23 protein-coding genes are annotated in these 23,157 nt (G+C 62.2%); 21 read left to right on the top strand and 2 right to left on the bottom strand.

Annotated elements, in window-relative coordinates:
* Positions 1-3 precede the first annotated feature (3 nt).
* From rplA to rpoC, 5 genes are all read left to right on the top strand, one after another.
* Positions 4-702: a 50S ribosomal protein L1 gene (gene rplA / locus ABID19_RS18650; protein ID WP_354492409.1), complete on the top strand. Its 699-nt coding sequence runs from the start codon at positions 4-6 to the stop codon at positions 700-702.
* A gap of 374 nt (positions 703-1,076) precedes the next feature.
* Positions 1,077-1,595, top strand: coding sequence for a 50S ribosomal protein L10 (gene rplJ, locus ABID19_RS18645; RefSeq protein ID WP_065011395.1), 519 nt, complete (start codon positions 1,077-1,079; stop codon positions 1,593-1,595).
* 54 nt (positions 1,596-1,649) lie between these two features.
* A complete protein-coding gene (gene rplL / locus ABID19_RS18640; RefSeq protein ID WP_023680442.1) occupies positions 1,650-2,027 on the top strand; it encodes a 50S ribosomal protein L7/L12 in 378 nt (125 codons plus the stop codon).
* A gap of 254 nt (positions 2,028-2,281) precedes the next feature.
* Entirely contained in the window at positions 2,282-6,418 is a 4,137-nt protein-coding gene (rpoB, locus tag ABID19_RS18635) for a DNA-directed RNA polymerase subunit beta (RefSeq protein WP_354492408.1), read from the top strand.
* Positions 6,419-6,603: 185 nt separating this feature from the next.
* Positions 6,604-10,800 carry a DNA-directed RNA polymerase subunit beta' gene (gene rpoC / locus ABID19_RS18630; protein ID WP_354492407.1) on the top strand — a complete coding sequence of 1,399 codons (4,197 nt, stop codon included), beginning with the start codon at positions 6,604-6,606 and terminating at the stop codon, positions 10,798-10,800.
* Positions 10,801-11,313: 513 nt separating this feature from the next.
* Here rpoC and ABID19_RS18625 read toward each other — a convergent pair.
* Both ABID19_RS18625 and ABID19_RS18620 read right to left on the bottom strand, forming a co-directional pair.
* On the bottom strand, positions 11,314-12,249 hold the full coding sequence (locus ABID19_RS18625; RefSeq protein ID WP_354492406.1) for a Gfo/Idh/MocA family protein: 936 nt from the start codon (positions 12,247-12,249) through the stop codon (positions 11,314-11,316).
* A gap of 154 nt (positions 12,250-12,403) precedes the next feature.
* Positions 12,404-12,685, bottom strand: a complete 282-nt coding sequence (locus tag ABID19_RS18620) for a transcriptional regulator (protein WP_354492405.1) — start codon at positions 12,683-12,685, stop codon at positions 12,404-12,406.
* Positions 12,686-13,147: 462 nt separating this feature from the next.
* Here ABID19_RS18620 and rpsL point away from each other — a divergent pair, with 462 nt between their 5' ends.
* The 16 genes from rpsL (at position 13,148) to rplN (ending at position 23,148) form a co-directional block, all read left to right on the top strand.
* Positions 13,148-13,519 carry a 30S ribosomal protein S12 gene (gene rpsL, locus ABID19_RS18615; protein ID WP_006333356.1) on the top strand — a complete coding sequence of 124 codons (372 nt, stop codon included), beginning with the start codon at positions 13,148-13,150 and terminating at the stop codon, positions 13,517-13,519.
* A gap of 85 nt (positions 13,520-13,604) precedes the next feature.
* Positions 13,605-14,075 carry a 30S ribosomal protein S7 gene (gene rpsG / locus ABID19_RS18610; RefSeq protein WP_008875664.1) on the top strand — a complete coding sequence of 157 codons (471 nt, stop codon included), beginning with the start codon at positions 13,605-13,607 and terminating at the stop codon, positions 14,073-14,075.
* A gap of 30 nt (positions 14,076-14,105) precedes the next feature.
* A complete protein-coding gene (fusA, locus tag ABID19_RS18605) occupies positions 14,106-16,196 on the top strand; it encodes an elongation factor G (RefSeq protein ID WP_354492404.1) in 2,091 nt (696 codons plus the stop codon).
* Positions 16,197-16,263: 67 nt separating this feature from the next.
* A complete protein-coding gene (gene tuf, locus ABID19_RS18600) occupies positions 16,264-17,439 on the top strand; it encodes an elongation factor Tu (protein ID WP_352930425.1) in 1,176 nt (391 codons plus the stop codon).
* A gap of 66 nt (positions 17,440-17,505) precedes the next feature.
* Positions 17,506-17,814, top strand: a complete 309-nt coding sequence (gene rpsJ, locus ABID19_RS18595; protein WP_006205468.1) for a 30S ribosomal protein S10 — start codon at positions 17,506-17,508, stop codon at positions 17,812-17,814.
* 59 nt (positions 17,815-17,873) lie between these two features.
* A complete protein-coding gene (gene rplC, locus ABID19_RS18590) occupies positions 17,874-18,620 on the top strand; it encodes a 50S ribosomal protein L3 (protein ID WP_354492403.1) in 747 nt (248 codons plus the stop codon).
* Positions 18,620-19,240, top strand: coding sequence for a 50S ribosomal protein L4 (gene rplD, locus ABID19_RS18585; protein ID WP_292402906.1), 621 nt, complete (start codon positions 18,620-18,622; stop codon positions 19,238-19,240). The genes rplC and rplD overlap by 1 nt, the downstream gene beginning before the upstream one ends.
* On the top strand, positions 19,237-19,530 hold the full coding sequence (locus ABID19_RS18580) for a 50S ribosomal protein L23 (RefSeq protein WP_010909275.1): 294 nt from the start codon (positions 19,237-19,239) through the stop codon (positions 19,528-19,530). Before rplD ends, ABID19_RS18580 begins: the two co-directional genes overlap by 4 nt.
* A gap of 22 nt (positions 19,531-19,552) precedes the next feature.
* Positions 19,553-20,386: a 50S ribosomal protein L2 gene (rplB, locus tag ABID19_RS18575; protein ID WP_095488566.1), complete on the top strand. Its 834-nt coding sequence runs from the start codon at positions 19,553-19,555 to the stop codon at positions 20,384-20,386.
* A gap of 16 nt (positions 20,387-20,402) precedes the next feature.
* The gene (gene rpsS, locus ABID19_RS18570) at positions 20,403-20,681 is read left to right on the top strand and encodes a 30S ribosomal protein S19 (protein ID WP_006205463.1); all 279 of its coding nucleotides are present in this window, start codon (positions 20,403-20,405) and stop codon (positions 20,679-20,681) included.
* A gap of 2 nt (positions 20,682-20,683) precedes the next feature.
* Positions 20,684-21,073, top strand: a complete 390-nt coding sequence (gene rplV / locus ABID19_RS18565; RefSeq protein ID WP_023799292.1) for a 50S ribosomal protein L22 — start codon at positions 20,684-20,686, stop codon at positions 21,071-21,073.
* A complete protein-coding gene (gene rpsC / locus ABID19_RS18560; RefSeq protein ID WP_352930419.1) occupies positions 21,073-21,801 on the top strand; it encodes a 30S ribosomal protein S3 in 729 nt (242 codons plus the stop codon). Before rplV ends, rpsC begins: the two co-directional genes overlap by 1 nt.
* Before the next feature lie 27 nt (positions 21,802-21,828).
* Positions 21,829-22,242, top strand: a complete 414-nt coding sequence (gene rplP, locus ABID19_RS18555; protein WP_023799290.1) for a 50S ribosomal protein L16 — start codon at positions 21,829-21,831, stop codon at positions 22,240-22,242.
* 13 nt (positions 22,243-22,255) lie between these two features.
* On the top strand, positions 22,256-22,456 hold the full coding sequence (rpmC, locus tag ABID19_RS18550) for a 50S ribosomal protein L29 (protein WP_006205459.1): 201 nt from the start codon (positions 22,256-22,258) through the stop codon (positions 22,454-22,456).
* A gap of 11 nt (positions 22,457-22,467) precedes the next feature.
* Positions 22,468-22,707 carry a 30S ribosomal protein S17 gene (gene rpsQ, locus ABID19_RS18545; protein ID WP_023799288.1) on the top strand — a complete coding sequence of 80 codons (240 nt, stop codon included), beginning with the start codon at positions 22,468-22,470 and terminating at the stop codon, positions 22,705-22,707.
* 72 nt (positions 22,708-22,779) lie between these two features.
* Entirely contained in the window at positions 22,780-23,148 is a 369-nt protein-coding gene (gene rplN / locus ABID19_RS18540; RefSeq protein ID WP_006205457.1) for a 50S ribosomal protein L14, read from the top strand.
* Positions 23,149-23,157: the final 9 nt, after the last annotated feature.

The following is a 23,157-nucleotide window of genomic DNA, read 5'->3' as shown; positions in this document are numbered from 1 at the left end:
ATCATGGTAAAGATTGCAAAACGTGTATCGAAGACCCGCGAAGGCATCGATCCCAACAAGGCCTATGCCTTGGGTGAGGCCCTGAAGCTGCTCAAGGACCGGTCGTCGGTGAAGTTCGACGAAACCGTTGAAGTCGCGATGAACCTGGGTGTCGACCCGCGCCATGCCGACCAGATGGTCCGTGGCGTGGTCAATCTGCCGAACGGCACCGGCCGTACCGTCCGCGTCGCCGTTTTCGCGCGTGGCGACAAGGCCGAGGAAGCCAAGGCGGCCGGCGCCGATATCGTTGGCGCCGAGGATCTGGTCGACATCGTCCAGAAGGGCACGATCGACTTCGATCGCTGCATCGCCACGCCGGACATGATGCCGCTGGTCGGCCGTCTGGGCAAGGTGCTCGGCCCGCGCGGCATGATGCCGAACCCGAAGGTCGGCACCGTCACCACCGACGTTACCGCCGCCGTCAAGGCGTCGAAGGGCGGCGCCGTCGAGTTCCGCGTCGAGAAAGCCGGTATCGTTCATGGCGGCGTCGGCAAGATCTCGTTCGACGTCAAGGCGCTGGAAGAGAACGTCCGCGCCTTCGCCGACGCGGTGAACAAGGCGAAGCCGGCTGGCGCCAAGGGCAACTACGTCAAGAAGGTGTCGGTCACCTCGACGATGGGCCCGGGCCTCAAGCTCGACGTCTCGACGCTCGCAGCGTCCTGATACGAATTGCCCGGATCGGCCGCTAAAGGGCTGATCTGAAAAAGAATTCCGGACCTCCGACCTGTCGGCGGCCCGGTACCGGAAGTCGGAAGGCTTCCGGACATCCTGTCCGAGATTGCAGGCGGCCCAAAAGCCTTAATTCATGTGGGCCTGCATGAGACGGGTGAAGACCGGACAACGGAGCGACTGCTCCAATGAAAGGTTCGAACCGTGTTTGCCTTTTGTCTGCGCACCATTCGGCTTGCCGGCTGGTGTGGCGAAAGGGGGCAGGATCCTCGAGCGTCGTTCGGGAGATCCGTTACTGGATGGCCCGGCCGGCAAAAGGCAACCCGACGCCTGTCCTCGTAAGGGCAGGGGTCAACTGGAGATAGGCAGTGGACAGAGCGGAAAAACGCGAACTCGTCACGGGCCTGAATGAAGCGTTTTCGGGCGCTGGTTCAGTCGTCGTGGCCCACTACGCCGGTATCACCGTCGCGCAAATGAACGACCTTCGGTCGAAAATGCGCGTCGCCGGTGGCACCGTCAAAGTCGCGAAGAACCGTCTCGCCAAAATCGCTCTTCAGGGCACGGACTCCGCATCGATCATCGACCTGTTCAAGGGACAGACGCTGATCGCCTATTCGGAGGATCCGATTGCGGCGCCGAAGGTCGCGTCCGATTTCGCCAAGGGAAATGACAAGCTCGTCATTCTCGGCGGCGCAATGGGCACCACCTCGCTCAACGCCGACGGGGTGAAGGCACTCGCCACACTTCCGTCGCTCGATGAGCTGCGCGGCAGGCTGGTTGGCATGATCGCCACGCCGGCAACCCGGATCGCCCAGATCGTCAATGCACCTGCGGCTTCGGTCGCGCGTGTCATCGGCGCTTACGCCCGGAAGGACGAGGCGGCATGAGGCCGTTCCTCGCTATCACAAACACACGTTCGAACCTTATGAAGGAATATTGCAATGGCTGATCTGGCAAAGATCGTAGACGACCTTTCGAAGCTGACCGTCCTCGAGGCGGCCGAGCTGTCGAAGCTTCTGGAAGAAAAGTGGGGCGTTTCCGCAGCTGCTCCGGTGGCGGTTGCCGCCGCTGGCGGTGCTGCGGCCGCAGCTGCTCCGGTCGAGGAAAAGACGGAATTCGACGTCGTCCTCACCGAGGCGGGCGCTCAGAAGATCAACGTCATCAAGGAAGTTCGCGCCATCACCGGCCTTGGCCTCAAGGAAGCCAAGGACCTGGTCGAGGCGGCTCCGAAGCCGGTCAAGGAAGCTGTTTCCAAGGCCGACGCGGACAAGTTCAAGGCCCAGCTGGAAGCAGCCGGCGCCAAGGTCGAACTGAAGTAAGCGTTTGATATTGGCGGGCGGCTTCGCGCCGTCCGCCACTCCCTTTGGCGCGAAGGGAGGCTGCGTAACGCGAAGAGTACGAAAACCTCTTTCCTGAGGGCCGTAAACCGGCCTTCAGGAAACGGGTTTTCTCCCGTTTTGGCCGGCCACCGACAGGTGGCAGGTGAACAAATTAGGGGCCGCCGCCGAGGTGGCCGAGCATGCAAGGCGAGCCGCGGCGAGGTTCGCCCCGAGTTTAGAGCTAAGGAGCGACGATGGCCCAGACACAGACTTTCAATGGCCGCAGACGCGTACGCAAATTCTTCGGAAAGATCCCGGAAGTTGCGGAGATGCCGAACCTGATCGAGGTTCAGAAGGCATCCTATGACCAGTTCCTGATGGTGGAGGAGCCCAAGGGCGGCCGTCCTGATGAGGGACTGCAGGCGGTTTTCAAGTCGGTCTTCCCGATCTCCGACTTTTCCGGCTCCTCGATGCTGGAATTCGTGAAGTACGAGTTCGAAGGACCGAAATTCGACGTTGACGAATGCCGTCAGCGCGACCTGACCTATGCCGCGCCGCTCAAGGTGACGCTGCGCCTCATCGTGTTCGATATTGACGAAGATACCGGCGCCAAGTCGATCAAGGACATCAAGGAGCAGGACGTCTATATGGGCGACATGCCGCTCATGACCTTGAACGGCACCTTCATCGTCAACGGCACCGAGCGCGTCATCGTCTCGCAGATGCACCGTTCGCCGGGCGTCTTCTTCGACCATGACAAGGGCAAGTCGCACTCGTCGGGCAAGCTGCTGTTTGCCGCGCGCGTCATCCCCTATCGCGGCTCGTGGCTCGACATCGAGTTCGACTCGAAGGACGTCGTGCATGCCCGCATCGACCGCCGCCGCAAGATTCCGGTGACATCGCTGCTGATGGCGCTCGGCATGGACGGCGAGGAGATCCTGTCGACCTTCTACAACAAGATCACCTACAAGCGTGCCGGCGACCATTGGCGCATCCCGTTCAACGTCGAGCGTTTCCGCGGCCTCAAGGCCGTTGGTGACCTAGTCGACGCCGATACCGGCGAAGTCGTCGTCGAGGCTGGCAAGAAGATCACTGCCCGCCAGGCCCGGGCGCTTGGCGAAAAGGGTCTCAAGGCGATCAAGGCGACCGACGAGGATCTGCTCGGCAACTACCTTGCTGAGGACATCGTCAACTATGCGACCGGTGAGATTTTCCTCGAAGCCGGCGATGAGATCGACGAAAAGACGCTAAAAGTGCTTCTCAGCGCCGGCGATGACGAGATCAAGGTTCTCGACATCGACCACGTCAATGTTGGCGCCTATATCCGCAACACGCTCAACGTCGACAAGAACGAGAGCCGCCAGGACGCGCTGTTCGACATCTACCGTGTCATGCGCCCCGGCGAGCCGCCGACGCTCGAAACCGCCGAAGCCATGTTCAACTCGCTGTTCTTCGACAGCGAGCGCTATGATCTGTCGGCCGTCGGCCGCGTCAAGATGAACATGCGCCTCGAGCTCAAGGCCGAGGACACCGTGCGCGTGCTGCGCAAGGACGACATCCTGGCCGTGGTCAAGACGCTGGTCGAACTGCGCGACGGCAAGGGCGAGATCGACGACATCGACAATCTCGGCAATCGCCGCGTGCGTTCGGTCGGCGAGCTGATGGAGAACCAGTACCGCGTCGGCCTGCTGCGCATGGAGCGTGCGATCAAGGAACGCATGTCCTCGATCGAGATCGATACGGTGATGCCGCAGGATCTGATCAACGCCAAGCCGGCGGCTGCCGCCGTGCGCGAGTTCTTCGGTTCCTCGCAGCTGTCGCAGTTCATGGATCAGACCAACCCGCTGTCGGAGATCACCCACAAGCGCCGTCTCTCGGCGCTTGGACCAGGTGGTCTGACCCGCGAGCGCGCCGGCTTCGAGGTGCGCGACGTGCATCCGACGCATTACGGCCGCATCTGCCCGATCGAGACGCCGGAAGGCCCGAACATCGGTCTGATCAACTCGCTGGCCACCTTTGCGCGTGTTAACAAGTACGGCTTCATCGAGAGCCCGTACCGCAAGATCGTCAACGGCAAGCTGACCAATGAAGTCGTCTATCTCTCGGCGATGGAAGAGGCCAAGCACCACGTTGCACAGGCCAATGCCGAGCTCGACAAGAATGGTGGTTTCGTCGACGAATTCGTCATTTGCCGCAACGCCGGCGAAGTGATGATGGCGCCGCGCGAAAACGTCGATCTGATGGACGTGTCGCCGAAGCAGATGGTGTCGGTGGCCGCGGCCCTGATCCCGTTCCTCGAGAACGACGACGCCAACCGCGCGCTGATGGGCTCGAACATGCAGCGTCAGGCCGTGCCGCTGGTGCGCGCCGAAGCGCCGTTCGTCGGCACCGGCATGGAGCCGATCGTCGCTCGTGACTCGGGCGCCGCCATCGGCGCCCGTCGCGGCGGCATCGTCGACCAGGTGGACGCTACGCGTATCGTCATCCGCGCCACGGAAGATCTCGATCCCGGCAAGTCGGGCGTCGACATCTACCGGCTGATGAAGTTCCAGCGTTCGAACCAGAACACCTGCATCAACCAGCGTCCGCTGGTGCGTATGGGTGACCGGGTCAATAAGGGCGACATCATCGCCGACGGTCCGTCGACCGAGCTCGGCGATCTGGCGCTTGGCCGCAACGTGCTGGTCGCGTTCATGCCGTGGAACGGCTACAACTACGAGGACTCGATCCTCTTGTCCGAGCGCATCGTCGCCGACGACGTCTTCACCTCGATCCACATCGAGGAGTTCGAGGTCATGGCGCGCGACACCAAGCTCGGACCGGAGGAAATCACGCGCGACATTCCAAACGTCTCGGAAGAAGCGCTGAAGAACCTCGACGAGGCCGGCATCGTCTATATCGGTGCGGAAGTGCAGCCGGGCGATATCCTGGTCGGCAAGATCACGCCGAAGGGCGAAAGCCCGATGACGCCGGAAGAAAAGCTCCTGCGCGCCATCTTCGGCGAGAAGGCATCGGACGTGCGTGACACGTCCATGCGCATGCCGCCCGGAACCTTCGGCACCGTCGTCGAAGTGCGCGTCTTCAACCGCCACGGCGTGGAGAAGGACGAGCGCGCCATGGCGATCGAACGCGAGGAGATCGAACGCCTCGCCAAGGACCGTGACGACGAGCAGGCGATTCTCGACCGCAACGTCTACTCGCGCCTGTCCGACGTTCTCGTCGGCAAGGAAGCGATCGCCGGACCGAAGGGGTTCAAGAAGGGCTCGAAGCTGTCGAAGGATACGCTCGACGAGTATCCGCGTTCGCAGTGGTGGCAGTTTGCGGTGGAGGACGAAAAGCTCCAGAGCGAACTGGAAGCCCTGCGTGGCCAGTACGACGATTCCAAGAAGGCGCTCGAACAGCGCTTCATGGACAAGGTCGAGAAGGTGCAGCGCGGCGACGAGATGCCTCCCGGCGTCATGAAGATGGTCAAGGTCTTCGTGGCCGTGAAGCGCAAGATGCAGCCCGGCGACAAGATGGCCGGCCGGCACGGCAACAAGGGTGTCGTGTCGCGGATCGTTCCGGTCGAGGACATGCCGTTCCTCGAGGACGGCACGCATGCAGATATCGTGCTCAACCCGCTGGGTGTGCCGAGCCGCATGAATGTCGGCCAGATCCTGGAAACGCATCTGGGCTGGGCTTGCGCCGGAATGGGTAAGAAGATCGGCGAGCTGATCGACGCGTACAAGACAGGTGGCGACATCAAGCCGCTGCGCAAGACGCTCGAGAGCTTCATGCCGGCCAACGACCGCAACGAGCCGATCCGCGACTATGACGACGAGAGCGTCGTTCGCCTCAGCGAGCAGATGCGCCGCGGCGTCTCCATCGCGACACCGGTGTTCGACGGCGCGCACGAGGCCGACATCAACATCATGCTGGAGCAGGCGGGCCTGCACACCAGCGGTCAGTCGCAGCTCTATGACGGACGCACAGGCGAACCGTTCGATCGCAAAGTGACGATGGGCTATATATATATGCTCAAGCTTCACCATCTTGTGGACGACAAGATCCACGCGCGTTCGATCGGGCCGTACTCGCTCGTTACCCAGCAGCCGCTGGGCGGCAAGGCGCAGTTCGGTGGCCAGCGCTTCGGCGAGATGGAGGTCTGGGCGCTCGAAGCTTACGGCGCCGCCTACACGCTGCAGGAGATGCTGACGGTGAAGTCGGACGACGTTGCCGGCCGCACCAAGGTCTACGAAGCGATCGTCAGAGGCGACGACACGTTCGAGGCCGGCATTCCCGAGAGCTTCAACGTTCTCGTCAAGGAAATGCGGTCTCTGGGCCTCAATGTCGAGCTGGAGAACACCAAGCTGGACGAGAGCCCGGTTCGGCTGCCCGACGCGGCCGAGTGAACAAGGCGTCCGGTCGCGGCTCCCGTGACCGGACGCCGAGCGCGATCCCGAAAAGTGGTTACCGGTTTTCGGCCAAGATCATGCTCAAACAAGAAGTTTCTTCGGCCGGTGGCCGACCAAGTCGGCGGGCGTTTGGCTCGCCCTAGATGCAAGGGGTTTTCGAGGACCCCGAAAAGGAGAACGGCATGAACCAAGAGGTCATGAATCTCTTCAATCCCCAGGCGCCTGCGCAGGTGTTCGATTCCATCCGGATCTCGCTCGCCAGCCCTGAGAAGATTCTGTCCTGGTCGTTCGGCGAGATCAAGAAGCCGGAGACCATCAACTACCGCACCTTCAAGCCGGAGCGCGACGGCCTGTTCTGCGCGCGCATTTTCGGCCCGATCAAGGACTATGAGTGCCTGTGCGGTAAGTACAAGCGCATGAAGTACAAGGGCGTCATCTGCGAGAAGTGCGGCGTGGAAGTCACGCTGTCGCGTGTTCGCCGCGAGCGCATGGGCCATATCGAGCTGGCCGCGCCCGTCGCCCATATCTGGTTCCTGAAGTCGCTGCCGTCGCGTATCGGCACGCTGCTCGACATGACGCTGAAGGACATCGAACGCGTCCTCTACTTCGAGAACTACATCGTCACAGAGCCCGGCCTCACCGCGCTGAAGGAGCACCAGCTCCTTAGCGAGGAAGAGTACATGATCGCGGTCGACGAATATGGCGAGGATAGCTTCACCGCCATGATCGGCGCCGAGGCCATCCACGACCTTCTGGCCGGCATGGACCTGGAGAAGATCGCCGGCGACCTGCGTTCGGAACTGGCTTCGACCACGTCCGAGCTGAAGCAGAAGAAGTATCTGAAGCGGCTCAAGGTCGTCGAGAACTTCATGGAGTCCGGCAACCGTCCGGAATGGATGATCATGAAGGTGGTTCCGGTGATCCCGCCGGACCTGCGTCCGCTTGTCCCGCTGGACGGCGGTCGCTTCGCCACGTCCGATCTCAACGATCTCTATCGCCGCGTCATCAACCGCAACAACCGCCTGAAGCGGCTGATCGAGCTGCGTGCGCCCGGCATCATCGTGCGCAATGAAAAGCGCATGCTGCAGGAAGCCGTCGACGCACTGTTCGACAACGGCCGTCGCGGCCGCGTCATCACCGGCGCTAACAAGCGTCCGCTGAAGTCGCTGTCGGACATGCTCAAGGGCAAGCAGGGCCGGTTCCGTCAGAACCTGCTCGGCAAGCGCGTCGACTATTCCGGCCGCTCGGTCATCGTGACCGGTCCGGAGCTCAAGCTGCACCAGTGCGGCCTGCCGAAGAAGATGGCGCTCGAACTGTTCAAGCCCTTCATCTATGCCCGCCTCGACGCCAAGGGTTATTCCTCGACGGTCAAGCAGGCGAAGAAGCTGGTCGAGAAGGAGCGTCCGGAAGTCTGGGATATCCTCGACGAGGTCATCCGCGAGCATCCGGTGCTTCTGAACCGTGCGCCGACGCTGCACCGCCTCGGCATCCAGGCATTCGAGCCGATCCTGATCGAAGGCAAGGCGATCCAGCTTCATCCGCTGGTCTGCACGGCCTTCAATGCCGACTTCGACGGCGATCAGATGGCGGTTCACGTGCCGCTGTCGCTGGAAGCACAGCTCGAAGCCCGCGTGCTGATGATGTCGACCAACAACATCCTGCACCCGGCTTCCGGCGCGCCGATCATCGTGCCGTCGCAGGACATGGTTCTGGGTCTCTACTATCTCTCGATCGTCAATCAGAACGAGCCGGGCGAGGGCATGGTGTTTGCCGACATGGGCGAACTCCAGCATGCGCTTGAAACCAAGGCGGTGACGCTGCATGCCAAGATCAAGGGGCGCTTCCGCTCGGTCGATGCCGAAGGCAATGTCGTGTCGAAGATCTATGACACCACGCCCGGCCGCATGATCATTGGCGAGCTTCTGCCGAAGAACGTCAACGTGCCTTACGAGACCGCCAACCAGGAGATGACCAAGAAGAACATCTCCAAGATGATCGACACCGTCTACCGCCATTGCGGTCAGAAGGAGACGGTCATTTTCTGCGACCGCATCATGGCCCTCGGCTTCAGCCACGCCTGCCGCGCCGGCATTTCGTTCGGCAAGGACGACATGCTGATCCCGGACGCCAAGATCAAGCTGGTGTCCGACACCGAGGCTTTGGCCAAGGAATACGAGCAGCAGTACAATGACGGCCTGATCACGCAGGGCGAGAAGTACAACAAGGTCGTCGACGCTTGGGCCAAGTGCTCGGAAAAGGTCGCCGACGAGATGATGGCCCGCATCAAGGCGGTCGAGTTCGAGGACAATGGCCGTCAAAAGCCGATGAACTCGATCTACATGATGTCGCACTCCGGTGCGCGCGGCTCGCCCACCCAGATGCGCCAGCTTGCCGGCATGCGCGGCCTGATGGCCAAGCCTAGCGGTGAAATCATCGAGACGCCGATCATCTCGAACTTCAAGGAAGGCCTGACCGTGCTCGAGTACTTCAACTCGACCCACGGCGCCCGCAAGGGTCTGGCCGACACCGCCTTGAAGACGGCGAACTCGGGTTACCTCACCCGTCGTCTGGTCGACGTGGCGCAGGACTGCATCGTCAACTCCGTCGACTGCGGCACCGACAAGGGCCTCACCATGCAGCCGATCGTCGATGCCGGCCAGGTCGTCGCTTCCGTCGGCCAGCGCGTTCTCGGCCGCACGTCGCTCGACGACATCACGCATCCGGTCACGGGTGAGGTTCTGGTCAAGGCCGGAACGCTGATGGACGAACGCGATGTCGAGCAGATCGAACAGGCCGGCGTCCAGTCGGTCCGCATCCGCTCGGCGCTGACCTGCGACGTCAGGGTCGGTGTCTGCGCGGTCTGCTACGGACGCGATCTGGCCCGCGGCACCCCGGTCAACCAGGGCGAGGCTGTCGGCGTTATCGCGGCGCAGTCGATCGGCGAGCCGGGCACCCAGCTCACCATGCGTACCTTCCACATGGGCGGTACGGCGCAGGTGGTGGATAGCTCGTTCCTTGAAGCCTCCTATGAGGGCAAGGTCGAGATCCGCAACCGCAACGTGGTGCGCAACTCCGACGGCCAGCAGATGGTCATGGGCCGCAACATGGCGGTTCTGATCCTCGACGAGGCCGGCAAGGAGCGCGCTACGCACCGTGTCACCTATGGTTCGCGCATCTTCGTGGACGATGGCGACAAGGTGAAGCGTGGTCAGCGCATCGCTGAGTGGGATCCCTATACCCGCCCGGTCCTCACCGAGATCGAGGGCAAGGTGTCGTACGAGGATCTGGTCGACGGCATCTCCGTTCAGGAAACGGCCGACGAGTCGACCGGCATCACCAAGCGTGAGGTCATCGACTGGCGCTCGACGCCACGCGGCAACGACCTCAAGCCGGCGATTGCCATCCTGGACGCCAAGGGCAAGGTCGGCAAGCTGTCGAAGGGCGGCGATGCCCGCTTCCTGCTCTCGGTCGAGGCCATTCTTTCGGTCGAGCCGGGTGCACAGGTTCGCCCCGGCGACGTGCTGGCGCGTATTCCGATGGAAAGCGCCAAGACCAAGGACATCACCGGCGGTCTGCCGCGTGTTGCCGAGCTGTTCGAGGCACGCCGTCCGAAGGATCACGCCATCATCGCCGAGATCGATGGCACGATCCGTTTCGGCCGCGACTACAAGAACAAGCGCCGCATCATCATCGAGCCGCATGATTCGACGCTTGAGCCGGTCGAGTACCTGATCCCGAAGGGCAAGCCGTTCCATCTCCAGGACGGCGACGTCATCGAGAAGGGCGACTACATCCTCGACGGCAATCCAGCGCCGCACGACATCCTGGCGATCAAGGGCGTGGAGGCGCTTGCGTCCTACCTCGTCAACGAGATCCAGGAGGTCTACCGTCTGCAGGGCGTGTCGATCAATGACAAGCACATCGAGGTGATCGTTCGCCAGATGCTGCAGAAGGTCGAGATCACTACGCAGGGCGACTCGACCTACATTCCGGGCGACCACGTCGACGTGATCGAGCTGGAAGAGGTCAACGAGCGCCTGGTCGAGGACGGCAAGAAGCCGGCCGAAGGCCAGCCGGTGCTGCTCGGCATCACCAAGGCCTCGCTGCAGACGCCGTCCTTCATCTCGGCCGCCTCCTTCCAGGAGACGACCCGAGTGCTGACCGAAGCAGCGGTTGCCGGCAAGACCGACATGCTGCAGGGGCTGAAGGAAAACGTCATCGTCGGCCGGCTGATCCCGGCCGGCACCGGCGGCACGATGAGCCAGATCCGGCGCATCGCCACCTCGCGCGACGAACTGATCATCGACGAGCGCCGCAAGGCATCGGGCGCCGAAGTCGCCGACCCGATGCTGACCGACATGGTCAACGCCGCGCAGTAAACGCGGCGGTACAGATCTCAGGCAACAAAGCCGCCGGGGCAACCCGGCGGCTTTTTTGCTTGTGTTGAAGTTGGGGACTTGTGGCCGCTGGCGACGGATTGCGAGGAGGCGTCGTCGAGTGTTGCGACTTATCTCGATCATCCGGGGCCGCCCTCATTGCCCCGCCGGGCATTTCTCCCCGTAAACAGCGAGAAAAAAGCTGGCCGTAGCCTTGGCGCTCTTTCTGCGACGCCGGAGATTGGCGAAATCTTTGGTAACGGCGTCCTTCTCCCCGTTCACGGCAGGGCAATCGCATATGGAAAAAACGCCGTTTCACAGTGGAATCGAACAGAGAACAAAACCGAACCGAACCGAGTCCATTTCTTCGTTCTCGAACGACGGTTTCTCTTTCGTTCTTCCATATGCGATTCCCCTGCCGTTCACGGGGAGAAGATGGCGGCAGCCAGATGAGGGGTGGCGCGACGCTTACAAGATGGTCAGGACCGGAGCGAAGGCCCCCTACAGCTCCGCAGCTCAGTCGAAAAACGCTTCGACCACATTGCGCTTGCCGAGCATGAAGGCGTCGGCGACATGCTGCAGTGGGGCGAGATCGACATCGGAGACGCCGGCGCGCGCGATCTCGGCGAAACGCCTGTAGAGCATCGGATATTCGGCTTCCGGCTCGTCGTGAACAACGCGGCCGTCGACCGCGAGTTTTGAGCCGCCGCCCGAAAGCACCATCGAGCCCTTGTCCGTCTCCGCTAGGATGTCCCAGCTTTGCGGGCCGGTCTGGCGCCAGTCGAGCTCCATCGTCACCGGCAATCCATCAGAAGTACGGAAGGCGATATGTGCGGCGATCGGGGCTGCGCGGTTTTCGGGAAAATCGAGAATTGCGGAGGTGATGAACATCGCCGGCAATATGTGGGTCGCGATCGACAGCGCATTGATGCCGGGATCGAAGACGCCGAAGCCGCCCGGCGCCCAGATCCAGTCCTGGTTCGGGTGCCAGCGGCGCACGTCTTCCTTCCAGTTGATGGCGGCCGATTTGATTTTGGCCGACCCGAGAAACGCACGCGCGGCTTCCACCGCCGGCGCATAACGCGAATGCCAACTGGCGAACAGCGAGACGCCGTTTGCCGCCGCCAACGCTTTCAGGTCCTCGACCTCGCTGACCGTGGCGCCGGGCGGCTTCTCCAGGAAGACATGTTTTTTCGCTTCGAGCGCTGTCCGCGCGGCGTCGTAGCGGAACTGCGGCGGCATGCAGAGCGATACGGCCTCGAGCTCCGGCACCGCGTCGAGCATCGCCTCGATGGTGGGGAAATTCGGGATGCCGTCCACCTTGCCGTGCCGGCTGGCGGCGGCGGCGAGGCGATAGGCCTGGTCCTTCGCCAGAGCCGGCAGGTGCTGGTCGCGGACGATCTTTCCCACGCCGACGATGCCGAGCTTGATGGGGTTGCTGTTCGAGGACATGGGAGACTCCGCGGATTGGATGCGCTGGCTGTCAGCAGCGAATGGTTCTTAGCAGAGAACCGATGCCGGGCAAGTCTCGGCGGAAGCGGACATGACCGCCCCAGGCGAGGGGACGTGCCGCCGCCCATTGCCTCTCGTTCAGTCTGGCCCTGCTTCAGGCTGGCACCTCGAAGGTGACGATCGACACTTCGCCTTCGAGCGCGCCTTGGTAGGCCGACAAATGCGGCTCTTCGTCGGGCACGCCGTCGAGGTCGCCGATCTGGTCGAGCTCCGCCTCGGCGTAACCTTCGGCCGAAAGCGATTCGAGCGCCCGGCGTACTGCCGAATCGTCGTCGGGCGCGACCAGCATGAGGTGGACGCCTTCCGGCTTGCCGCCCTTCCTTTTCCATGCCCGGCCGGTGATGATGGTGACCGGGCGCTCATCATTGTCGTTCACGGGCTGATTCCTCCGGGCGAGGGGATTTGCGCTGTTCATGCCTCTTTTTCGCACGAAGCATGGCCGCGCAACAGCGGAGACGCAGTCACTTTCTTCCTGCCTCTTGCAAAATGACGAAAGAAAATTACATGCGCTTTTCGCATGGCTGCCAAGCCTCGGTTACAGCGTAATATTTGGTGCTCCGGGGTTGACGGGCAACGGGCTTGCGAGTAGAAGCCGGCCAGTCAGAACCGATGTGAGGCTCTCCCTTCCGAAGCGACACGCTTTGGAGTTTGCCTCAAACAGGGTTCGTTTTACGAGCGAAAAGACATTTCCGGCGTGCATGAAGCGGCTTCCGCTTCCTCTGCCATTTGTTCGGGCAAGACCGCGAGGCGCGGTTTGTGGCCCGAATTTGCGTATGGAAATGACGCTTTGAGCGGCCCTGACCGGGCGAGACACGGAATTGAGAGACAAGAGGGTTTAATGCCTACCGTCAACCAGCTGATCCGCAAGCCGCGCATTGCGCCGGTGAAGCGCAACAAGGTCCCGGCCATGCAGCAGAACCCGCAGAAGCGGGGCGTCTGCACGCGCGTCTATACAACGACGCCGAAGAAGCCGAACTCGGCGCTGCGCAAGGTGGCCAAGATCCGCCTGACCAATGGTTTTGAAGTGATCGGCTACATCCCCGGCGAAGGCCACAACCTTCAGGAACACTCCGTGGTGATGATCCGCGGCGGTCGCGTCAAGGATCTTCCGGGCGTCCGCTACCATATCATCCGCGGCGTGCTCGACACGCAGGGTGTGAAGAACCGCAAGCAGCGCCGTTCGAAGTACGGCGCCAAGCGTCCGAAGTGACCGAAGCGTAGCCAAGGTCATCCCGGACGGCGCCAGGCGACGATCCGGGATCCAGGCCACCACGCAGAATTGAGGCAGAGAAAAAATGTCCCGTCGTCACAGTGCAGAAAAGCGTGAGATCAACCCGGACCCGAAGTTCGGCGATCTGATCGTCACCAAGTTCATGAATGCCGTCATGTATGACGGCAAGAAGTCGGTTGCCGAGACCATCGTCTACGGCGCGCTCGACCAAGTCCAGTCGAAGACCAAGCAGGAGCCGGTCACCGTCTTCCATCAGGCGCTCGACAATGTCGCGCCGCATGTGGAAGTGCGTTCGCGCCGCGTCGGTGGCGCCACCTACCAGGTTCCGGTGGACGTGCGCCCCGAGCGCCGTCAGGCGCTGGCCATTCGCTGGCTGATCGCCGCCGCTCGCAACCGCAACGAGACCACGATGGTTGACCGCCTCTCGGGCGAGCTGATGGACGCGGCCAACAACCGCGGCACCGCCGTCAAGAAGCGTGAAGACACCCACAAGATGGCAGAAGCCAACCGCGCCTTCGCGCACTACCGCTGGTAAAGCGCGAACGAGACTGAAGAGGCACCTCCCATGGCCCGCGAATATAAAATCGAAGACTACCGAAATTTCGGTATCATGGCGCATATCGACGCCGGCAAGACGACGACCACCGAGCGCGTCCTCTACTACACGGGCAAGTCGCACAAGATCGGCGAAGTCCATGACGGCGCTGCCACCATGGACTGGATGGAGCAGGAGCAGGAGCGCGGCATCACCATTACGTCCGCCGCAACCACGACCTTCTGGAAGGGTCGTGACGGCAAGATGCACCGTTTCAACATCATCGATACTCCCGGCCACGTCGACTTCACCATCGAGGTCGAGCGTTCGCTGCGCGTGCTCGACGGCGCCATTGCGCTGCTCGACGCCAATGCCGGTGTCGAGCCGCAGACGGAAACCGTCTGGCGCCAGGCCGACAAATACCGCGTGCCGCGCATGATCTTCTGCAACAAGATGGACAAGATCGGCGCTGATTTTTATCGCTCGGTCGAGATGATCGGTTCGCGCCTCGGCGCGCATGCCGTTGTCATGCAGCTGCCGATCGGTGCCGAGACCGAGTTCAAGGGCGTCGTCGACCTCGTCGAGATGAACGCACTGGTCTGGCGCGACGAAACGCTTGGCGCTGCCTGGGACGTCGTCGAGATCCCGGAAGACCTCAAGGCACGTGCGGAAGAATACCGCGAGAAGATGATCGAGGCCGCCGTCGAAATGGACGAGACGGCGCTCGAGAATTACCTCGAAGGCAAGATGCCGAGCAATGACGAGATCCGCGCGCTGATCCGCAAGGGCACCATCGCGGTAAAATTCTACCCGATGTTCTGTGGCTCGGCCTTCAAGAACAAGGGCGTGCAGCCGCTGCTCGACGCCGTCGTCGAATACCTGCCGTCGCCTGCCGACGTTCCGGCCATCAAGGGCGTCGACGCCAAGACCGACGCCGAGATCGAGCGTCACGCCGACGACAGCGAGCCGCTGTCGATGCTCGCCTTCAAGATCATGAACGATCCGTTCGTCGGCTCGCTCACCTTTGCCCGCATCTATTCGGGCAAGCTCAGCAAGGGCATCTCGGTCGACAACACGGTCAAGGGCAAGAAGGAACGCATCGGCCGCATGCTGCAGATGCATGCGAACTCGCGCGCCGACGTCGAAGAGGCTTTCGCCGGCGACATCGTCGCCCTGGCCGGCCTCAAGGACACGACGACGGGCGACACGCTCTGCGATCCGCTGCATCCGGTTATCCTCGAGCGCATGGAATTCCCTGATCCGGTCATCCAGATCGCGATTGAGCCGAAGACCAAGAACGACCAGGAAAAGATGGGCCTTGCGCTGCATCGCCTGGCTGCCGAGGACCCGTCCTTCCGCGTCAAGACCGACGAGGAATCCGGTCAGACGATCATCTCCGGCATGGGCGAGCTTCATCTCGACATCATCGTCGACCGCATGCGTCGCGAGTTCAAGGTCGAGGCCAATGTCGGTGCGCCGCAGGTGGCCTATCGCGAGACGATCACCCGCAGCCAGGAGCAGGACTACACCCATAAGAAGCAGACCGGCGGCACGGGTCAGTTCGCCCGCGTCAAGATCCTGTTCGAGCCAAATCCGGAAAGCAGCGAATTCCTGTTCGAATCCAAGATCGTTGGCGGCGCTGTGCCGAAGGAATACATCCCCGGTGTCGAAAAGGGCATCAACAGCGTCATGACCTCGGGTCCGTTCGCCGGCTTCCCGATGATCGGCGTCAAGGCGACGCTGATCGATGGTGCCTACCACGACGTAGACTCCAGCGTTCTGGCCTTCGAAATCGCCGGCCGTGCCTGCTTCCGTGAAGCGGCGCCCAGGCTTGGCGTGCAGTTGCTCGAGCCGATCATGAAGGTCGAAGTGGTGACGCCGGAAGATTATGTCGGCAGCGTCATCGGCGACCTGAACGGCCGTCGCGGCCAGATCCAGGGCCAGGAAGCCCGTGGCGTGGCGGTGGTTATCAACGCAATGGTGCCGCTCGCCAACATGTTCAAATACGTCGACAATTTGCGCTCGATGAGCCAGGGCCGCGCAGCCTACACGATGCAGTTCGATCACTACGAGCCGGTGCCGACCGCGGTCGCTCAGGAAGTCCAGAAGAAATACGCGTAACCCGAAACGGGTTGCAGCGCTAACTTAATTCAAAGCCCGCACGGGCGAGCAGGAATGGAGAGATCACATGGCAAAAGGTAAATTCGAGCGTACAAAGCCTCATGTGAACATTGGCACGATTGGGCACGTCGATCATGGCAAGACGTCGCTGACGGCGGCGATCACCAAGTATTTTGGCGAATACAAGCGCTACGACCAGATTGATGCAGCACCCGAGGAGAAGGCGCGCGGCATCACGATCTCGACGGCGCATGTCGAATACGAGACGGCCAACCGCCACTATGCCCATGTCGATTGCCCCGGCCACGCCGACTATGTGAAGAACATGATCACCGGTGCTGCGCAGATGGACGGCGCGATCCTGGTTGTGTCGGCCGCCGACGGCCCGATGCCGCAGACGCGCGAGCACATCCTGCTTGCCCGTCAGGTCGGCGTGCCGTCGATCGTGGTGTTCTTGAACAAGGTCGACCAGGTCGACGACGCCGAGCTGCTCGAGCTGGTCGAGCTCGAGGTGCGCGAGCTGCTGACCAAGAACGAGTTCCCCGGCGACGACATTCCGATCGTCAAGGGTTCGGCGCTTGCGGCTTTGGAAGATTCCGACAAGAAGATCGGCGAGGACGCGATCCGCGAATTGATGGCGGCGGTCGACGACTACATCCCGACGCCGGTTCGTCCGCTGGACAAGCCGTTCCTGATGCCGATCGAGGACGTGTTCTCGATCTCGGGCCGCGGCACGGTTGTGACCGGCCGCGTCGAGCGCGGCGTGGTCAAGGTCGGCGAGGAGCTGGAGATCATCGGCATCCGTCCGACGACCAAGACGACCTGCACCGGCGTCGAGATGTTCCGCAAGCTGCTCGATCAGGGCCAGGCCGGTGACAACATCGGCGCGCTGCTGCGCGGTGTCGACCGTGAAGGCGTCGAGCGCGGCCAGGTTCTGGCCAAGCCCGGCACGGTCAAGCCGCACAAGAAGTTCGTGGCCGAAGCCTACATCCTGACCAAGGACGAAGGTGGCCGTCACACGCCGTTCTTCACCAACTACCGTCCGCAGTTCTACTTCCGCACGACCGACGTGACCGGCATCGTGTCGCTGCCGGAAGGCACCGAGATGGTGATGCCTGGCGACAACATCACGGTCGATGTCGAGCTGATCGTGCCGATCGCCATGGAAGAGAAGCTGCGCTTCGCCATCCGTGAAGGCGGCCGCACCGTCGGTGCCGGCATCGTCGTCACCATCAAAGAGTAATTGGACCTAAACCGATCTGTCGCGGGCGCGGGATGCCCGCGCCGCGCCAGAACAAGGAATTGACGAATGAACGGTCAGAATATCCGCATCCGCCTCAAGGCGTTTGATCACCGGGTGCTCGACGCCTCGACGCGGGAAATCGTGTCGACGGCCAAGCGCACCGGTGCCAACGTCCGCGGCCCCATTCCGCTGCCGACGCGGATCGAAAAATTCACGGTCAACCGGTCGCCTCACGTCGACAAGAAGAGCCGCGAGCAGTTCGAGATGCGCACGCACAAGCGTCTGCTCGATATCGTCGATCCGACCCCGCAGACGGTCGATGCTTTGATGAAGCTCGATCTGGCCGCCGGCGTCGACGTCGAGATCAAGCTCTAAGGGATTGAGAGCGCGGTAGGGGCGGTGCCCCGGCCCGGAACTCTAAAGGAATTGAACCGATGCGTTCAGGTGTGATTGCAAAGAAGGTGGGAATGACCCGCATCTACAACGATGCCGGGGAACATGTTCCCGTCACCGTTCTCCAGATGGAGAACTGCCAGGTCGTGGCGCAGCGCACGCAGGAGAAGAATGGCTACACTGCCGTTCAGCTCGGCGTTGGGCTTGCCAAGGTGAAGAACACGTCGAAGGCGATGCGCGGCCATTTCGCGACCGCTTCCGTCGAGCCGAAGGCCAAGGTTGCCGAGTTCCGCGTCTCCGCCGACAACATGATAGATGTCGGCGCCGAGATCACCGTCGAGCATTTCGTCGCCGGCCAGAAGGTCGATGTGACGGGCACGACGATCGGCAAGGGTTTCCAGGGCGTCATCAAGCGCCACCACATGGGTGGTGGTCGTGCGACGCACGGCAACTCGGTCTCGCACCGTACGCACGGCTCGACCGGCCAGCGCCAGGACCCGGGCAAGGTGTTCAAGGGCAAGCATATGGCCGGCCACATGGGCGACACCCGCGTCACCACGCAGAATGTCGAAGTCGTCTCGACCGACGCCGATCGCGGGCTGATCCTGATCCGCGGCGCGGTTCCCGGTTCGAAGGGCGCCTGGATCCTGGTCCGCGATGCGGCCAAGATTGCGCTGCCGGCCAACGCGCCGAAGCCTGCCGCAATCCGCGCCGTTGCAACCAATGACGCCGCCAAGAACGATGCCCCGGCCACAGTAGATGCCCCGGCCACAGAGGGAGCGGAATAATGGACCTCAAGATCACAACGCTTGGCGGCAAGGACGCCGGCAAGGTGAAACTCTCCGAGGAGATTTTCGGCCTTGACCCGCGCGAGGACATCCTGCAGCGCGTCGTGCGCTGGCAGCTTGCCAAGAAGCAGCAGGGCACGCACAAGACCAAAGGTCGCGCCGAGATCGCGCGCACCGGCGCCAAGATGTACAAGCAGAAGGGTACGGGCCGCGCCCGCCACCATTCGGCACGCGCTCCGCAGTTCCGCGGCGGCGGCAAGGCTCACGGTCCGGTCGTCCGCAGCCATGAGCACGATTTGCCGAAGAAGGTGCGCGCTCTGGGCCTCAAGCATGCTCTTTCGGCCAAGGCCAAGAGCGCATCGCTGATCATCATCGACGAGTTGATGATGACCGAGGCGAAGACCAAGGCGCTGATCGCGAATTTCGCGACGCTGGGCCTGTCCAACGCCCTGGTGATCGGCGGCGCCGAGCTCGACAAGAACTTCAAGCTGGCGGCGACGAACATCCCGAACATTGATGTGCTGCCCATCCAGGGCATCAACGTCTACGACATTCTGCGCCGCGGCACGCTGGTCCTTTCGAAGGCCGCCGTCGAGGCTCTCGAGGAGCGCTTCAAATGACCGACCTTCGTCATTACGACGTGATCGTCTCGCCGGCGATCACCGAAAAGTCGACCATGGCTTCCGAGCAGAACCAGGTCGTCTTCAACGTCGCCAAAAAGGCGTCGAAGCCGGAAATCAAGGCCGCCGTCGAAGCGCTGTTCGGCGTCAAGGTGATGGCCGTGAACACGCTTGTCCGCAAGGGCAAGATCAAGCGCTTCCGCGGCACGATCGGCCGCCAGAGCGACGTCAAGAAGGCGATTGTGACGCTGGCCGACGGCCAGTCGATCGACGTCGCGACGGGTCTCTGAGCAAGACCGCGAGGACAGAACAATGGCACTGAAAAAATTCAACCCGATAACGCCGAGCACCCGCCAGCTGGTCATCGTCGATCGCTCGGGCCTCTACAAGGGCAAGCCCGTCAAGGGCCTGACCGAAGGCCTGACCAAGTCGGGCGGCCGCAACAATTACGGCCGCATCACGGCCCGCTTCATCGGCGGCGGTCACAAGCGTACGTACCGCATCATCGACTTCAAGCGCCGCAAGTTCGACGTTGTCGGCACGGTCGAGCGTATCGAGTACGATCCGAACCGCAGCGCCTTCATCGCACTGATCAAGTATGACGATGGCGAGCTGTCCTACATCATCGCCCCGCAGCGCCTTGCTGCCGGCGACAAGATCGTGGCCGGCGAAGCGGTCGACGTGAAGCCGGGCAATGCGATGCCGCTAGCCTCGATGCCGGTCGGCACGATCGTCCACAACATCGAGCTGAAGCCGGGCAAGGGCGCCCAGGTTGCCCGTTCGGCTGGTGGTTATGCCCAGCTCGTCGGCCGTGACCAGGGCATGGCGATCCTGCGCCTGAACTCAGGCGAGCAGCGTGTCGTCCACGGCTCGTGCATGGCCACTGTCGGCGCCGTGTCCAACCCGGACCATGGCAATATCAATGACGGCAAGGCGGGCCGCACGGTGTGGCGGGGAAAACGTCCGCACAATCGCGGCGTGACCATGAACCCGGTCGACCATCCGCATGGCGGCGGCGAAGGCCGCACCTCGGGTGGCCGCCATCCGGTTTCGCCCTGGGGCAAGCCGACCAAGGGCAAGAAGACGCGGTCCAACAAGGCGACCGACAAGTTCATCCTGCGCTCGCGCCATCAGCGCAAGAGCTAAGAAGAGGTAACGCCAAGTGACTCGTTCGATTTGGAAAGGCCCCTTCATCGACGGCTACCTTCTCAAGAAGGTGGACAAGGTTCGTGAAGGTGGTCGCAATGAGGTGATCAAGATGTGGAGCCGTCGCTCCACCATCCTGCCGCAGTTCGTCGGCTTCACCTTCGGTGTCTACAACGGCCAGAAGCACGTTCCCGTCTCGGTGAACGAGGACATGGTCGGCCACAAGTTCGGTGAATTCGCTCCGACCCGGACCTATTACGGTCACGGCGCGGATAAGAAGGCGAAGAGGAAATAATCATGGGCAAGGCCAAAGCTCCGCGCAGGCTTGCTGATAACGAAGCGCGCGCCGTGTTGCGCACGATCCGTATCAGCCCGCAGAAGCTGAACCTGGTTGCCGCGCTGATCCGCGGCAAGAAGGTCGCGACAGCGCTTTCCGATCTCGAATTCTCGGCCAAGCGGATTTCCGGCACGGTCAAGAAGACGCTGGAATCGGCGATCGCCAACGCCGAAAACAACCACGACCTCGATGTCGATGCGCTGATCGTGGCGGAAGCCTATGTCGGCAAGTCGATCGTCATGAAGCGGTTCCATGCCCGTGGCCGTGGTCGCGCCAGCCGTATCGAGAAGCCGTTCTCGCACCTCACGATCGTCGTTCGTGAAGTCGAAGAAAAAGTGGAGGCCGCATAATGGGCCAGAAAATCAATCCGATCGGTCTGCGTCTCGGCATCAACCGTACCTGGGATTCGCGCTGGTTCGCGAATACCGGCGAGTACGGCAAGCTGCTGCATGAGGACATCAAGATCCGCAAGTATCTTGAGAAGGAACTCAAGCAGGCTGCGATTTCGAAAGTCGTGATCGAGCGCCCGCACAAGAAGTGCCGCGTCACCATCCATGCGGCGCGTCCGGGCCTGATCATCGGCAAGAAGGGCGCCGACATCGAGAAGCTTCGCAAGAAGCTGATGGAGATGACGAAGTCCGAGACGCATTTGAACATCGTCGAAGTGCGTAAGCCCGAGATCGACGCGACGCTGGTCGCCCAGTCGATCGCCCAGCAGCTCGAGCGCCGCATCGCGTTCCGCCGCGCCATGAAGCGCGCCGTGCAGTCGGCGATGCGTCTCGGTGCCGAAGGCATCCGCATCAACTGCGCAGGCCGTCTCGGCGGCGCCGAGATCGCGCGCATGGAATGGTACCGCGAAGGTCGCGTGCCGCTGCATACGCTGCGCGCCGACGTCGACTACGGCACAGCCGAGGCGCATACCGCCTACGGCATCTGCGGCGTCAAGGTCTGGGTGTTCAAGGGCGAAATCCTCGAGCACGACCCGATGGCTTCGGAGCGCCGCGCGACCGAGGGCGATCATGCCCATGGCGGTGGTGGTGGTGAGCGCGAACGCGGTCGCCGTCGCGAAAACGCCTGAGACAGTTGAGAATTTGGAGTTAGAACGATGCTGCAGCCAAAGCGCACAAAGTTCCGCAAGCAGTTCAAGGGCCGTATCCACGGTGCCGCCAAGGGTGGCACCAATCTGGATTTCGGCGGTTTCGGGCTGAAGGCGCTTGAGCCGAACCGCGTCACTGCGCGTGAGATCGAGGCGGCCCGCCGCGCGATCACCCGCGAGATGAAGCGCGCCGGCCGCGTCTGGATCCGTATCTTCCCGGACGTGCCGGTGACGTCGAAGCCGACCGAAGTCCGCATGGGCAAGGGCAAGGGCGCGGTCGATTACTGGGCGGCGCGCGTCAAGCCCGGCCGCATCATGTTCGAGATCGACGGCGTCAATGAGGAAACCGCCCGTGAGGCGCTGCGTCTCGGCGCGGCCAAGCTCTCGGTCAGGACGCGCTTCGTACAGCGCATCGCAGAATAAGGACGGGCTGATCATGAAAGCCGAAGACATCCGGACCAAGACCCAGGACCAGCTGACCGACGATCTGGCCAGCCTGAAGAAGGAGCAGTTCAACCTGCGCTTCCAGAAGGCCACCGGCCAGCTCGAGAAGACCGCGCGCGTGAGGCAGGTCCGTAAGGACATTGCGCGTATCAAGACCATCGCTGCGGAAAAATCCGCGGCTAAGAAGGCTTAAGGACGAAAACCATGCCAAAGCGCATTCTGCAGGGCACCGTCGTCAGCGACAAGAACGAGAAGACGGTTGTCGTCAAGGTCGAACGGCGCTTCACGCATCCCGTGATGAAGAAGACCGTGCGCATGACCAAGAAGTACAAGGCGCACGACGAGAACAACGCCCACAAGGTCGGCGATCAGGTGTTCATCCAGGAATCGAAGCCGATTTCCAAGGATAAGCGCTGGACCGTAGTGTCTTCGGACCAGGCGTAAACAACGAATTTTGGACAGACCGGGGAGGGGCTTTGAGCCCGTCCCGTTAAGAAGAGAAGAAGGCGGCCAGTCATGATTCAGATGCAAACAAACCTCGACGTCGCGGATAATTCCGGCGCCCGTCGTGTCATGTGCATCAAGGTGCTGGGCGGCTCGAAGCGGAAATACGCTTCCGTGGGCGACATCATCGTGGTGTCGATCAAGGAAGCCATCCCGCGCGGCCGCGTCAAGAAGGGCGATGTGATGAAGGCGGTCGTGGTTCGCACGGCCAAGGACATCCGCCGCCCGGACGGCAGCGTGATCCGTTTCGACAAGAACGCGGCCGTTCTCGTCGACAACAAGAAAGAGCCGATCGGCACGCGTATCTTCGGACCGGTTCCGCGCGAACTTCGCGCCAAGAACCACATGAAGATCATCTCGCTCGCGCCTGAAGTGCTGTAAGGAGCCGGA

Source organism: Mesorhizobium robiniae, from assembly GCF_040545535.1.
Lineage (GTDB): Bacteria > Pseudomonadota > Alphaproteobacteria > Rhizobiales > Rhizobiaceae > Mesorhizobium > Mesorhizobium robiniae.
Note: the sequence above shows the minus strand (reverse complement) of the source record. Positions and strands in the feature narration are given on the sequence as shown.